The organism is Acinetobacter haemolyticus, from assembly GCF_900406815.1.
In the GTDB taxonomy this organism is placed as follows: domain Bacteria; phylum Pseudomonadota; class Gammaproteobacteria; order Pseudomonadales; family Moraxellaceae; genus Acinetobacter; species Acinetobacter haemolyticus_A.
The window spans coordinates 142,374-156,382 of sequence record NZ_OVCN01000002.1; the positions used below are offsets into that span (position 1 = coordinate 142,374).

Here is a 14,009-nt window from a genome sequence, read left to right on the forward strand (position 1 = left end):
CAGATTAAAAGAAACTCTGGGAGAAACCATGAATAAAACAAAGCACATTGCAAAACTTTGTAATCATATCCGAGAAATTATGGAGATTTCCTCAATCTATCCTTATATGGAGTTACTCAGTTCATCAACGGATAATTTCAATAGTGTAATTATCATCGGTGACTAGAAAGTAGCGACCATCGACCAAGACCCAATGTCGTCCTCGTGGTGGTTCCCGTAATGAATAATATCCCCAATCCCTCACCACATAACGTTCGTTTCTAAACTCAGCTGGTAATGCATTTCCAACAACAAACGATTCACGACGATAGCGGTATTCATTTTGTGTATCTGGATAATATTCTATTCGTACCCGAGGTTGTGGATAGCGCGGATATGGGTGGCTATTTTGATAAGGTTGATAATAGTATCCTTTAGGAGGAGCTGTTGGCGTATAGCGCTGATTGGAAAACGCAAAAGGATCTTGCGCAGGTTGCTGATAAGAAGGTGTAGTTTGATGATAAGACCGACGTTCTACACCGCTATAACCACCCCATGCATTATCAGCATAGGTGACCGCTGAAAAGCAGGTCAGCAAACTCATCAATCCGTAGCGATAATATTTTGATTGCAGCATTGCCCTTCCCTCATGATGTGTATCATGAGCCTATTTTAGAACAAAAAAACAGCAATAACTGTTACATTGTTTTCCATTTCAATTTGATTACGGATGAAATAAGGAGACACTTTTTAGCTCACTTTTAGAATGTGATAGAATCCATTTTTTCAGTTTTGAGTCAATAGCTGTGTCGGAAATGAACTTTGATCGTCTCTATCAGTTTTTTTGTAAAGTCCCTAGCGTTCAAGAATCTCGTATTGTTGCGCATGGCTCAGATGGTCAACATGCATGGTGGTTTAAATTCAATATTGATGTGGATCATCCTCTTGCATGGCAAACAGTTCAAGAACTTGGACATGTATTGAACTATTTATCGACCAATGAACGTTTACCTACACAGTTTTTCCCAGTTTCTCCCCCACCGTATATGAATGGTGAGCCTAAGGACTTCTTGGCTTGGGTGATTCAATGCAATCATCCTGAATTTAATCCAGACGTGATTTGTGATTGGTTAGAAGCACGTTTACCAAATCCAGTGGATGATGAAAGTCAGTGGAAAATTCAAACAGATCTGAGCGAATTAGATCAACTTGCAGATAAAGATTTGGATCAGTTGATCCCGCCGAATGCCTAAAAAGTATTCCCCCCTCTTTATCAAAAGAGGGGTAACGGTATTAAAAAGTCGATAAACCAGACCATTCCATAAAGCGATACAACCAGTATTTTCCTTTCGATTCATCCGCATACTTTGCATAATCAACCGTGATTTGACGTGCATTCTGATTCTCCCACGAAGAATCAAAATATTGCTGGGCATCTTTAAATACTGGTGCTTGTACAGAGCCTAGCACTCGCATATTGGTTTCGAGGTTATAATTTTTCAGATTACGTGCGGTTAAGTTTGCAGAACCTAGAATCAATTCCGCCTGTTGTTTATTATATTTTAATAACATCTTACTATGACACTGCTCGCCACGAGTATCACACCAACGTATTGGAATACCGGCAGCATTCAGTTCCGAAGCTACTTGTCGATTAGGCATACCATTCTTCTGACGCCCAAAAGCATCTTTATTGGGGTCAAGAATAATTCTAATCTTGGCACCCCGTTGTTGTGCCTGTTTCAACGCATTGATAATTTTTCTTTCAGACAGGTAGAACATTGCGATATCTAAAGATTCATCTTTCTCAGTACCTTCAATCATTTTCAAAACAGCTGTGTAAATTGCTTTTTCAGTCAATACCTGAACTTGAGGTAAGCTTTTATCTTCGGTGAGCCCACCCATAATCACAATCGGGCTTCCCCCTTGTGACATCTGTGCAACGGTTTGCTCTGTTTGCAGCATATCTATTGCTGTTGCGCCTTCTACGACTAATGCAACATTACTATGTCGAGAACTACCATCATGCGGATTTGCCGAAGTGACCAAACTTTTCCAACCTGAAGCTGTATCCACAACCAAAGTTTTACGATGATTGGCCTTAAAATTGAACAATGACAAATAACTACGCAAAGTTATTTTTTGTTCACCGAATGGATTGTTTAACCATCCGCGATTTGGGTTATTGCCCAAATCCTGACAACAGATATACCAAAATCCAGACCATAATGGATTCGAAGCACGTAAGGGCTTCAAGTCTGTTTCAATGACTTGAATACCCGCTTGGCGTAGTTGCGCATAATGGGTTGGCGCGATTCCTCCATAAACTGAGTTAATTGGATCCGTGATCAATACTATCTGCATTTGTGGGTTTTCTTGGCGTTTGGCAACCAATGCATCTGTTAATTGCTGCATCAATGGTCGCTGCTGAACTTTTGATTTACCCACCTCCTGATTAAAAAGAAACATATCCAGCACAATGGTGGTTTTAGCCTCGTTAATCAGTTGCAACATTTCATCAAAAATGTGTTGATCAACCTGTTGCTGTCCCTGCGTATCGAGATAGGTTTGATCCGCTAAAAATTTCACATTGGCATGGCGAATTTGTCCAGTAAAATCCAATCCTTTCGGAAGTGGTTTTACGGTGTGGTAAATTGCAGAAGCAAGATACCCTATCACCAAAATACTCAATATGACTGCCATGTATCGCCGACCTGACCAGTTTAATTTTTGATGGATTCGTTGGAAGATACGCATATAAAAAGAAAAAGCCCTAGCCTAATGAATTAAGGCTAGAGCTTATACTTTGATTTTTCAATAAGATTTAAGTGAAAAATTAGAAGTTAAAATTTACACCGACTGTAAAATTACGACCAACTTGTGGAATCGTTGATAAGAATGACGCATGTTGATAAACCTTTTCATCTAACACGTTGTTCGCATTCAAGAATACGCGATAGTCAGCCGCTTTACTGTATTGACCAGAGTAAGCTACACCGAGATTAAGCATATTGTAGCTTTGCGTATCGGTTTCATATGCAGCAATCTTATCTTGCTGGAATACGTGATAATACTCTGCTGAGCCACTAAATCCGTCGCCAAAGTTAGCCTTGACTTTAGTACCTAAACGACCGGCGGGTACACGAGGCGCGTTCTCATTGTCAATCTTGCCACGAACGTAATCACCAAATACGCTCACTTTATAGATTGGCGATACCTGATAGCCAGCCTCAGCTTCAGCACCATAGAAACGAGCTTTATCTTGGGTGTACTCAACCAAGCGGAAGTCTTCATAACGATCTAAAGTTTGTGCAAAGATGTAGTCATCAAACCAGTTATGGTAGACATGTACATGGTAATCAAACTTGTTATTGTCATAATGGAAACCAAGCTCTACATTGTTTGATTTCTCTTTCTTCAACTGATCATTGCCCAATTCATAGGTATTGGTCGCAAAATGCTTACCATTTGCATATAACTCTTGTGCAAGCGGTAAACGCTGTTGATGTGATGTCACAAATGAAAGTTTATAGTTTGGAGCAAACTCCCAATTCGCTGCGCCTGATACTGAAAACGCTGAACCATCAAAATCTTTCTTGCTTGAATCTTCAATATCAATTTTTTGTTGTTCTGCACGCGCTGCCAGCTCAACATGAACATCATTGAATTGCGCATGTTCTAAAGCAAATACACTCCATTTCTTCGTGGTATTTGGTGCCAAGAAAGCTTCTTGACCAGTTAAAGTCAACTTCTGTTGGCTGTACTGAGTTCCAATTACCCCTTCCCATGCCCCAAGTGGATTATGAACCAGCTCAAAACGTCCATCATAACCCTTATTTTTGAATCGAGTCGTGATGGTATCCTCTTCGATTTCATCATGACGATAATCAGTGTAGCTCGCTTGAGCACGCATCTTCTTAAAGCCTACAAATGGATCATCCAATTCTGTACGGAAATCATAACGTTCAGATTTTAGATCAATCCATGGCCCACCATGTGCATGCTCATGCTCATGATCGTGGTCATCATGTCCATGGTCGTCATCATGATCATCATGTCCGTGGTCATGACCATGGTCTCCACAATGTAAATGTGGTCGACCAACTACATGTGCATCACAACTTTCATATTCATGACTGTGTCCAGGTAAACCGTACTTATCTTGACGGTTACTATATGAAATTCCTGTAAAACCACGATCATAAATCCAAGATAATCCTACATTTACCGTTTGTCCTTCAGCAAAAGTATTATCTACACGACGCTCTTTTTCACCCTCATGGAAATAGTTCGGTGCAATATAATCATTAGCTTCTCGCTTTAAACCTTCAACACGTAATGCAAATTGATCTCCCAATCCTACAGTTACGCCCGCACTTGCTAATTTTTCGTCACTGCCTGTGTTGTAACGTAGCCCTACATTACCTTCATAGCCTTTTTCTGGCATTTTTGTTGGGAGTTTACTGTCATTTACATTGACCAAACCGCCCACAGTACCCGCACCAAATAATAAGGTAGAGGGTCCACGAATTACTTCTACTTGTGTTGCAAGCGCAGGATCAACGGTCACAGCATGGTCAGGCGACAATGTAGAAACATCGATATTTTCTGAAGAGTTTTGAAGCACCTTAACACGTGCACCATCTTGCCCACGGATTACAGGTCGGCTAGAACCCGCACCAAATTGATTGGAATAAATGCCAACTTCACTGGCAAGTGCATCCCCAATCGTAACGGCACCTTCAGTCAAAGTTTTTTGGTCAACCACTGTATCTGCAACCGCAAAATCTTGTGAAGTTTGCTCAAGTGGATGTGCTTTAATTCTGATCGTCTCTAACGTTTGGACTTTTTGATTTTCTGCTGCAAGTGCCGATACAGATACAGCAGCAAGTATAGATAAGGTTAAAATATTTTTTGAAAATGACATACCGTGTCTCGGATCAGCTCAAATATTGATTGTTATACTATAACATTTCATTTATTTTGCAATAAAAAACATAGCTGAAAAAAACATTTGCTACACTGTGGCTCCATGATTTTATAAAACTTGTTTTATAACAATATGCCTTTTACCTTGTCTCACGCTGTTCTTGCACCTCCCTTATCCAAACTCAGCAAAGGTCATTTACCAATCGCAGCCTTGGCGATCGGCTGTATGACACCAGATTTATATCGGTTGTTTACACCCGAAAGCATTGCTCTTACCCATCAATGGGCAGGGGTTTTATTTCCAAATCTACCCATTGGCCTATTCTTTTGTTTACTTTGGTATTTACTTTATCGTCCCGTCCTCTATCGACTATTTGCAATTCGAGATGATTTAAATATTCATTCATTTGACAGTTTTATTGCTTTTAGCTTGATGAGTTGCTTTGCGATTATCATTGGAACAGCAACACATTTGATTTGGGATGGACTAACGCATCTCGACTTTCGCACCTTTGCATTTAAAACTGTACTTGCTCAGCACATCTCGTTGTTCGGCTTTACTTATCCATTGCATTTTATCTTACAAATTGGTTCATCTATTGTCGCCCTCCCTTTTATTTTTTGGATGTGTTGGCATTACTATCAAAGTCACAAGCAAAACAGCTTGGTTCCACAAAAAATTAAAACTTTCGCAGTTGTCAGTTTAATTATTTCAGTCCTTGGCGGACTATTATCCATTTGGGATTATAGCCGTCATATTGCGTCAGAAATCTGGTTGAGTGAACCTTATTTTTTTATTGGAAAATCGATCAATGAATTTACACAGACTGGTCTCATCTTGTTTACGGTTGCATGTCTCCTATTATTATTTTTAGATCGTAAAGCTTATAAGGCTTAGTTTTCTCTCAAAGCATCTGTTTACATATTTTAAGACTTGAGACAAGACGCTCAACAAGGCATAATCTCCCCTTCATTGGTGCTGCGCTGTTTACGCATTCACCTTCTAGCCAATATAGTTTGGATATATAATTCAATATGATGCGCACTCATTACTGTGGCTCTCTTACTGAAGCCCAAATCGATCAAACAGTTACTCTATGTGGATGGGTCCACCGTCGCCGTGACCATGGTGGTGTAATTTTCCTTGATATGCGTGACCGTGATGGCCTCGTACAAGTGGTTATCGACCCAGATACCCCAGAAGCATTTGAAACTGCTGATAAAGCGCGTTCTGAATTCGTTTTAAAAATTACAGGTCGTGTTCGCCGTCGTTATGCTGGTACTGAAAATGCCAACATGGTCAGTGGTCAAATCGAGGTTTTAGGTAAAGAAATCGAAGTACTTGCTGCTTCTGAAACACCTCCATTCCCATTGAATGATGAAAACACCAATATTTCTGAAGAAATTCGTTTGAAATATCGTTTCTTGGACATTCGTCGTCCAGAAATGCTAGAACGTTTACGCTTCCGCTCTAAAGTAACCAATTTGATCCGTAACTATTTTGAAGATCATGGTTTCTTAGACGTTGAAACACCAATTTTGACGCGTGCAACTCCTGAAGGCGCACGTGACTATTTGGTTCCAAGCCGTGTTTCAAATGGTAGCTTCTACGCACTTCCACAATCACCACAGTTGTTCAAACAATTGTTAATGGTCGGTGGTATTGATCGTTATTACCAAATTGCTAAATGTTTCCGTGACGAAGATTTACGTGCGGATCGCCAGCCTGAATTTACCCAAATCGACGTTGAAACATCGTTCATGAGTGACGATGACATCATGGATTTAATGGAAGGCTTAACGGTCAAAATGTTCGATGAATTATTGAATGTGAAATTCGATAAATTTGAACGTATGACCTATGCCGACGCAATGCGTGACTATGCATCTGACAAACCGGATATGCGTATTCCATTGAAATTGGTTGACGTTGCAGACTTAATGCAAGACGTTGAGTTCAAAGTATTCGCTGGCCCTGCGAAAGATCCTAAAGGTCGTATTGTTGCGTTACGCGTTCCAGGTGCTGGTTCGCTACCACGTAGTGCGATTGACGAATACACCAAATTCGTCGGTATCTACGGTGCAAAAGGCTTGGCTTATATTAAAGTTAACGAGCTTGAAAAAGGCATCGAAGGTCTACAATCACCAATCGTTAAGTTCATCGAGCCAATCGTACTTGATCTATTAAAACGTGTTGGTGCTGAGAACGGCGACATCGTATTCTTTGGTGCAGATAAAGCCAAAGTTGTAAACGATGCAATGGGCGCACTTCGTGTCAAAATCGGTCATGACCTCAATCTTGCAACAAAAGAATGGGCACCACTTTGGGTAGTCGACTTCCCAATGTTCGAAGAAACAGATGATGGCAAATGGACTTCTGTTCACCACCCATTCACACTACCTAAATCAAGTGTTGAAGAAGTGAAGAACAACCCAGGTGAAGCACTTTCTGTTGCATACGATATGGTATTGAACGGTACTGAAATCGGTGGTGGTTCACTTCGTATCTATACTTTAGAAATGCAAAAAGCGATTTTTGAAGCTTTAGGTATTGGCGAAGAAGAAGCAGAAGAGAAATTCAGCTTCCTACTCAATGCATTGCGTTACGGCGCACCTCCGCACGGTGGTTTGGCATTTGGTCTTGATCGCTTGATCATGTTGATGACAGGTGCATCTTCGATTCGTGATGTGATTGCATTCCCGAAAACCAAGACGGCAGAATGTCCATTGACGCAAGCACCAGCACCAGTGGAAGCAAATCAATTGCGTGACTTAGGTATTCGTTTACGCGAACAAGCAAAGAAAGAAGCTTAATCATTTAAGCGAAACAAGGGCGCTGTTTACAGCGCCTTTTTTGTAAATTGAGATTGATTCTCTTTAATGGCATAATAAGCCAGTTTTCTATTGAAGGTATCTGCCCATGGCTATGCGTCCAGATGTTCGTCGACATACCATTGTTATTATTGTGTTTTCACTCGCGCAATGGTTCCTTATGCGTTACATCTTGTCGAATGAACTCTTCAATATGACCACTTATCAACGCATCTTATATTTTTGTGTCAGTAGCTTAGCCGGTGCCTTACTGATCTTTGCAGCATTGATTTATATGGTGCTCAAAGGAAATGCGGATAAGCAAGATTAATTCGTATGTCCTTTTATCGTAACTTGCTTCGAGTTTTACCTTTACCATTTTTACGTAGTATTGCAAAAGTGGCGGCATACTTTATCAATCAAAATCCAAATAAAAGTATGTTATGGAAAACTCGAATCAATTTAGGTCTCGCCTATCCAGAGTTAGCGACCGATCAAAAAGAAAAAATGGCTCGGGAAAGCGTCACCAAGCAATGTCTCAGCTATATCGAATCTGGAAAATGCTGGGCAATGCCTCCTGAGTGGAGTATCCAGCAAATTCATACTGTGCATAATTTAGAAGTCTTAACCGATGCACTCAATGATCCTAAAGGCGCTTTAATTATTACACCTCATCTTGGAACTTGGGAAATGATGAATGCTTGGGTACACCAATACGGTATCCCCACCATCATGTACAAACCAATGAAAGATAGTGGCTTTAATAGCTTTGCTCTCCATGCTCGCCAGCGACTCAATGCAACATTGGTTCCAACTGATGCCAATGGTGTAAAGGCTTTATTTAAAAACCTTAAACAAGGCGGATTTAGCGTGATTCTGCCCGATCATGTACCTCAACCTTCAGGTGGTGTGGTGGTTCCTTTTTTTGGAATCCCATGTTTAACCAGTACTCTCGCCAGCAAAATGGCACAAAAGACCCAATGTCGTTTAGTGGGTCTAAGCTGTTTCCGCCGCGAAGACGGTGAAGGTTTTGATGTGTATTGTGATGATCTTAACAACCCTCAACTCTATGATCGAAATATTGAAGTTGCAACAACTGCGTTAAATCAAGCGGTTGAACAAATGATCAACCGCTTCCCTGCAGAGTACATGTGGGGATATAAGCGGTTTAGGGGAGAAAATGCTTCAGATGAATTATATAAAAAGGACTAATTCAAAATATAATACAACTATTCAAATTTAATTTTGGTTAATTTTTTCCCTTGAATAAACCATATTCCAGTTTGAATAAAAGAAAATATTTGCAAAAAAGGACGGCTAAACTCACGTATAGCTTTGGCTTGTAAACTCAATTTCTTTTTAACTTTACTCTCTCCTTTACGAATATTCCTAACCTCCTCAAGAGAACTTGGGAAATTGGTTTCACCTTTCGTTAAAATCACATCTTGAATACATAACGCAGGGGATAATTGATATACTTTTTTCTTTGATTCTTCTGGATAAATTCTAAAAATTATATGATCTATAGGTATGAGCTTGGGAAGCTTGACTGTAAAATCTAATAATGATTCAGCAGCTCTACGTGACAAAATATACCCACCGGCCCCCATATGTGGGCTATCTAATACCATTAGCTCACGTTGATTATGTAATCTTACGGTCTCCTCTTTTCTAGAGATAAATACTTTACGATATAGTGTTTCTAATTTAATTATTCCACACTGTTCAGAAATCCAGTGGGAGTCTTTCAAAAAAACTTGAGCAAATTTTCCTAGATAAATATCATCTTCAAATATAGCGATATAATCTAAGTTTTCATCAACAGCTTTTTTCCATAAGATAGCGTGACTTAATATACAAGCGACCTCATTTGGATGTAAATCTGTTGTATCAACCTTTATTCCCAATGCATGGGCTGTTTGAAGTAAAGTGACTGGGGTAATAGCATCAAAAAATTCAAAAGCTAATCCCTCTTTACCAAATTCAGTATGAATATGCTTTCTACGCTGAGACTCATTAGAAAGGCTTATCACATAATTTTTCATAATTTAATCTTCATATACAACAGCATGCCAGACTAGTGTAAGGCATAAATATGGAATTATTCATATTCTATATTGCAAATACAACAACAAAGTAAAATCGATTGATTGTTCTATCAAAAATCGTTGCCAATTTATTGCTCAATACACTTCAATGCTAGTCATGTAGAGAATATAGACTTACAATAAAGTTTTTAAATTTATCATGCAGTTCTTTATAGATTTAATCCTCTACCTACTGCATTGATTTATATATGATGAAGTGATTGCAGATATGAACAATGAAGTAATTAAAGTATTTGTGGGTTGTGATCCCAACAACTGTGATTTAGAACAAATGATGGTTTTAGATTACAGCATTCGAAAACACACCCAACATTCTGTTGAAATTGTTTGGATGCAATTGAGCCATGACCCTAAAAGTCCATGGTACAGTAATCAAGAAACTAAAGAAGGTTGGCGTACTGAAAAATGGGCAACTCCATTCTCAGGTTTCCGCTGGGCAATCCCTGAGTCATGCAACTTTCAAGGTCGTGCCATTTATATGGATGCAGACGTCGTTGTTTTATGTGACATTGCTGAACTCTGGTCACATCCTCTTAGTAATGATGCTATCGTGATCGCAAAGGGTGGAAAGAGTACTGCTCGTTTATGTACCTGTGTATGGGACTGTGAAAAAGCTAAACAACATTTACCCGCATTGAAAGAATTACAAGCAGATCCTGAAGGGCATAAAAAGCTGATGCAGCTCATTAAAGAAAAGCCTGAACTCGTTCAACCTTATCAGGATTCATATAACAATATTGATGGTGAAGGTCTACCAATTGAGCAAATTAAAATTTTGCATTATTCTGATATGGGTACACAATTTAGTCATAAATATGCTTTACGGCGCCTTGAGGCATCTGGACAAAAGCATTGGTTTGATGGGAAGATCATGCCGCACCCACGTGAAGATCTTGTCGAATTGTTCGATCAATACTACCAAGAAGCTATTGAAAATGGGTATCGCCCTGAGAATTATACGATCACTCCTTTCGGTAATTTTTCAAAAGCAACACAGATCAACTATCACGGCAATAAAGTAACTCGTCCAGAAACAGAAGCCAACTGGTTCAACCGTTCGATTCAATCGCTTAAGTCTGTATTTAAAGGAAAAAAGAAGTTTTCTTTAGATGATTAATGTTTTTACATTTTAATGAATACTGCCTCCTTGAAACAATGTACGGGGAGGTAGTATTAAAGTATTCAATACAGATTCATACTTTCACAATCGCGCTAAGAATTAAAAAATATCATATAATTAAGAGATTAATTTTGGTCTATCCCCCCATGCTATGGTGGCAAACTTATTCCTGAGTAATCTCAATGCAACAGATTTTTAATCGTATTACACAAAATATTTTTAAATTCCTTTATAAATCTTTCCATTCTAAAGCATACAAACATAACCGCCGCTATTGGCCTTATTACAAGACTGTTCGCAATAGCGAAGGTGACTTAGAGAAATTATTTTTTAATAAACAATTAATTGCAGACCATACAAAACCGTTTAAAAGTCAAAAAAATACTTGCGTACTAGTCGCAACGGGACCTTCTATCAAAGATATAGATCAGCGTTTTTTTTCAAATCCTAATTATGATTACATTGGAGTAAATGGTGCTATCTCTTTGCATCACATTCATTTTAAATATTATGTAATTATTGATTTTAATTTTACGACTAAACGTTTCGATTTAGTGTCAAAAGTTCTAGATAGTGATTGCATTTTTTTTACAACTCCTCGATGTTTAGATATCATTTTAAAAAGAATCGACCCAAAGCTCATTAAATGTCAAATCAAGATAATTGAAACTATTTTTCAAGATAAAACTGTTGAACCATTCATGGGTAAAAAACATAAACTAGATTTAGAAAAACCCTACTTTCATCTATATGGTGAATTTGGCTTTTCAACGAATATATTCAATGCAGTATTTGATTATTTAACTGTACCATATGTTGCATTACAGGTCGCATATGCAATTGGTTTTAAAGAAATTTATATAGCTGGATTAGATATGAATAACTTTTCACAGCCACGTTTTTATGAGAATCTAGAAAATAAACAACCAACTATGTTAGATCAATACCTACATTTAATTTTTCCAGCTTTTGATGCTGCTGCCCAATTTTTCAATGACCATCAAATTCAAGTTTATAATCTTTCACCCACTAGCGCGATCGAATCTTTTAAAAAAATCGATACAATCTAATCTTTCAGTTTTTTGGTAATAAACAATACAATTGGCTTTTTTTAGAAACCTTAATGCATGAGCTTGAATACTTTTCGGAATGATATTAATGGATTAAGAGCTTATGCTGTAATTTTAGTTGTACTTTTCCATTTCCAAATATTCGGGTTTTCGGCTGGTTATCTTGGCGTAGATATCTTTTTTGTCATTTCAGGTTACCTGATGACCAAAATTATCATTGAAAAAATAAGTAAGCAGCAGCTTTCTTTTTCAGATTTTTATCTCGCTCGAATTGTACGAATATTTCCGGCACTTTTATTCCTTATTGTATTTCTTACCATACTGGGTTGGTTTATTTTTATTCCAGAAGACTTTAAAAATTTTGCTAAAGATGCACGGTACAGTCTGACTTTTTTATCAAACGATCTCTATTATCGTCAAGCTGGTGATTATTTTGCTGCCGATACACATGATAAAGCCCTACTTCACACTTGGTCCCTTTCGGTTGAATGGCAGTTTTATCTTTTATTTCCACTCTTGCTCTTTATTTATGCAAAATTTGATAAAAAATTAAAATATATTGGTATTTTTTTAAGTCTTATATTTATTGCTTCCCTATCATTTTCCACAATAATGACAGCTAAAGATACCATGTATGGGTTCTTTAAGCTGACAACGCGTACGTGGGAACTAGTTGCTGGTGGTTTGGTATATTACTACTTTAATAATAAACAACTCACACTCCCACTACAAAAACTCAGCGAAGGTTTAGGTTTTACCTTTATTTTTCTTAGTCTAGTTTTATACAATCAAAATACAGCTTGGCCAAGCTTTTTAGCCTTATTACCAGTGATGGGTACAATGCTCATCTTAATAGCTAATCGTCAAAATTCAATTTTCACTCAAGCAAAAATCTTTCAGAATATTGGTAGTGCCTCATATTCCATCTATTTATGGCATTGGCCAGTATTTTTTTTATTAAATTATTTTTTTATTAAATTAAATTTTATTAGCTTAAGTATCGCCCTCATGCTCTCCTTTCTCTTGGGATGGTTAAGTTATAAGTACATCGAAGGTAGTCGGAGACCCTTACAAAGACTCAAGAAAAAATATACTTATTTATTATTTGTATCTGTCCTGCTCTTGCTTTATCCAATCTATAAACATATAGAAGAAAATGGACTTGCAAATCGAGGAAACACCAAGGTCACCTCTAATCTAAACCAAATGCAGATGCCAAGTGTTGAAAATGGTTGGTGCTTTTATAATATTAAAGATAACCATAGTCTCACTGTAGGCTCACAAGGTTTTGAATGCTCAATTGCCTCAAAGCAGCATAATGCAAAATCGGCCCTGTTATTTGGAGATTCATTTGCTGGTCACAATAGCCCGTTTTGGGATCAGATTGGAAAGAAACTGAACTTAAATATACAAGCCATTACGACAAACTGGTGTTATCCAAGTCTTAATAAAGAGTTTACAGGGAACAAACAATCTACAGCGTATCAACAGTGCTTATTAAATCGTGAGTATTTATCTAAACATATAGATCAATACGATGTGTTGATATTCGCAGGCCGTTGGTCTGACATCGTACAGCAAAACCAGCAAAATGGTTTTTCTGAATTACTTAAGGTCGCTGAAAAACATCATAAAAAGGTCATCGTAATGTCTGAACCTTATGCTTTTAATAAAAACATCAGCCTACTTTTTAAAAGAGCCATGTGGTTGCATCGAGATCTGAACTTACAAGGTTATATGAATAACCCGAAAGCCACTGAACAAAAACGAGCAACAAAAATCATTAACGAGATCGTAAGCAAGCACCCAAATACAATATTACTCACCCAACAAGAACTATTTAGATCAGATCAAATGGCTACAGATACAATCCCATATTCTCTGGATGGTAGACATATCTCGATCATAGGCTCACTTGCTTCTGCCGAATACTTCGAGCAACAAGCAAAATACGAGACCTTAAAACAATTTATTTGGGAGTAGCCCTTATAA

At 38.0% G+C, this 14,009-nt stretch carries 12 protein-coding genes; 8 read left to right on the top strand and 4 right to left on the bottom strand.

The window, feature by feature from the left end:
• Positions 1-124: 124 nt before the first annotated feature.
• Positions 125-616, bottom strand: a complete 492-nt coding sequence (locus DK207_RS02080; RefSeq protein WP_109439767.1) for an RcnB family protein — start codon at positions 614-616, stop codon at positions 125-127.
• A 169-nt stretch (positions 617-785) separates the two neighbouring features.
• On the opposite strand from DK207_RS02080, the gene DK207_RS02085 reads away from it, so the two are divergent.
• Positions 786-1,232 (top strand): hypothetical protein, encoded by a 447-nt coding sequence (locus tag DK207_RS02085; RefSeq protein ID WP_162540195.1) that lies wholly within the window; start codon positions 786-788, stop codon positions 1,230-1,232.
• 40 nt (positions 1,233-1,272) lie between these two features.
• Here DK207_RS02085 and DK207_RS02090 read toward each other — a convergent pair whose 3' ends face one another.
• On the bottom strand, positions 1,273-2,736 hold the full coding sequence (locus DK207_RS02090) for a phospholipase D family protein (protein WP_109439769.1): 1,464 nt from the start codon (positions 2,734-2,736) through the stop codon (positions 1,273-1,275).
• 79 nt (positions 2,737-2,815) lie between these two features.
• Positions 2,816-4,906 (bottom strand): zinc piracy TonB-dependent receptor ZnuD, encoded by a 2,091-nt coding sequence (gene znuD, locus DK207_RS02095; RefSeq protein ID WP_075314825.1) that lies wholly within the window; start codon positions 4,904-4,906, stop codon positions 2,816-2,818.
• 135 nt (positions 4,907-5,041) lie between these two features.
• Between znuD and DK207_RS02100 the strand changes: the two genes are divergently transcribed.
• The 4 genes from DK207_RS02100 to DK207_RS02115 all read left to right on the top strand — a co-directional run bounded on the left by DK207_RS02100 (position 5,042) and on the right by DK207_RS02115 (position 8,931).
• The gene (locus DK207_RS02100) at positions 5,042-5,806 is read left to right on the top strand and encodes a DUF4184 family protein (RefSeq protein WP_075314823.1); all 765 of its coding nucleotides are present in this window, start codon (positions 5,042-5,044) and stop codon (positions 5,804-5,806) included.
• 137 nt (positions 5,807-5,943) lie between these two features.
• Positions 5,944-7,722, top strand: a complete 1,779-nt coding sequence (aspS, locus tag DK207_RS02105) for an aspartate--tRNA ligase (protein ID WP_004640772.1) — start codon at positions 5,944-5,946, stop codon at positions 7,720-7,722.
• Positions 7,723-7,828: 106 nt separating this feature from the next.
• Complete coding sequence (locus DK207_RS02110) at positions 7,829-8,050, top strand: hypothetical protein (RefSeq protein WP_004640773.1); 222 nt, start codon at positions 7,829-7,831, stop codon at positions 8,048-8,050.
• A gap of 5 nt (positions 8,051-8,055) precedes the next feature.
• On the top strand, positions 8,056-8,931 hold the full coding sequence (locus DK207_RS02115; RefSeq protein ID WP_109439770.1) for a lysophospholipid acyltransferase family protein: 876 nt from the start codon (positions 8,056-8,058) through the stop codon (positions 8,929-8,931).
• A gap of 17 nt (positions 8,932-8,948) precedes the next feature.
• On the opposite strand, the gene DK207_RS02120 is transcribed toward DK207_RS02115, so the two are convergent.
• Positions 8,949-9,764 (bottom strand): glycosyltransferase family 25 protein, encoded by an 816-nt coding sequence (locus DK207_RS02120; RefSeq protein WP_109439771.1) that lies wholly within the window; start codon positions 9,762-9,764, stop codon positions 8,949-8,951.
• Between the two features lie 271 nt (positions 9,765-10,035).
• Between DK207_RS02120 and DK207_RS02125 the strand changes: the two genes are divergently transcribed.
• From DK207_RS02125 to DK207_RS02135, 3 genes are all read left to right on the top strand, one after another.
• Positions 10,036-10,944: a glycosyltransferase gene (locus DK207_RS02125; protein WP_109439772.1), complete on the top strand. Its 909-nt coding sequence runs from the start codon at positions 10,036-10,038 to the stop codon at positions 10,942-10,944.
• A 185-nt stretch (positions 10,945-11,129) separates the two neighbouring features.
• Positions 11,130-12,017, top strand: coding sequence for a lipopolysaccharide biosynthesis protein (locus tag DK207_RS02130; RefSeq protein ID WP_109439773.1), 888 nt, complete (start codon positions 11,130-11,132; stop codon positions 12,015-12,017).
• A 57-nt stretch (positions 12,018-12,074) separates the two neighbouring features.
• Positions 12,075-14,000, top strand: a complete 1,926-nt coding sequence (locus tag DK207_RS02135) for an acyltransferase family protein (RefSeq protein ID WP_109439774.1) — start codon at positions 12,075-12,077, stop codon at positions 13,998-14,000.
• The last annotated feature ends 9 nt before the right edge of the window (positions 14,001-14,009 follow it).

Bases quoted from the DNA above. Each gene is read 5' to 3' on its own strand.
- DK207_RS02080 (WP_109439767.1), bottom strand. From the start codon at position 616: ATGCTGCAATCAAAATATTATCGCTACGGATTGATGAGTTTGCTGACC.
- DK207_RS02090 (WP_109439769.1), bottom strand. From the start codon at position 2,736: ATGCGTATCTTCCAACGAATCCATCAAAAATTAAACTGGTCAGGTCGG.
- znuD (WP_075314825.1), bottom strand. From the start codon at position 4,906: ATGTCATTTTCAAAAAATATTTTAACCTTATCTATACTTGCTGCTGTA.
- DK207_RS02100 (WP_075314823.1), top strand. From the start codon at position 5,042: ATGCCTTTTACCTTGTCTCACGCTGTTCTTGCACCTCCCTTATCCAAA.
- aspS (WP_004640772.1), top strand. From the start codon at position 5,944: ATGATGCGCACTCATTACTGTGGCTCTCTTACTGAAGCCCAAATCGAT.
- DK207_RS02110 (WP_004640773.1), top strand. From the start codon at position 7,829: ATGGCTATGCGTCCAGATGTTCGTCGACATACCATTGTTATTATTGTG.
- DK207_RS02115 (WP_109439770.1), top strand. From the start codon at position 8,056: ATGTCCTTTTATCGTAACTTGCTTCGAGTTTTACCTTTACCATTTTTA.
- DK207_RS02120 (WP_109439771.1), bottom strand. From the start codon at position 9,764: ATGAAAAATTATGTGATAAGCCTTTCTAATGAGTCTCAGCGTAGAAAG.
- DK207_RS02125 (WP_109439772.1), top strand. From the start codon at position 10,036: ATGAACAATGAAGTAATTAAAGTATTTGTGGGTTGTGATCCCAACAAC.
- DK207_RS02130 (WP_109439773.1), top strand. From the start codon at position 11,130: ATGCAACAGATTTTTAATCGTATTACACAAAATATTTTTAAATTCCTT.
- DK207_RS02135 (WP_109439774.1), top strand. From the start codon at position 12,075: ATGAGCTTGAATACTTTTCGGAATGATATTAATGGATTAAGAGCTTAT.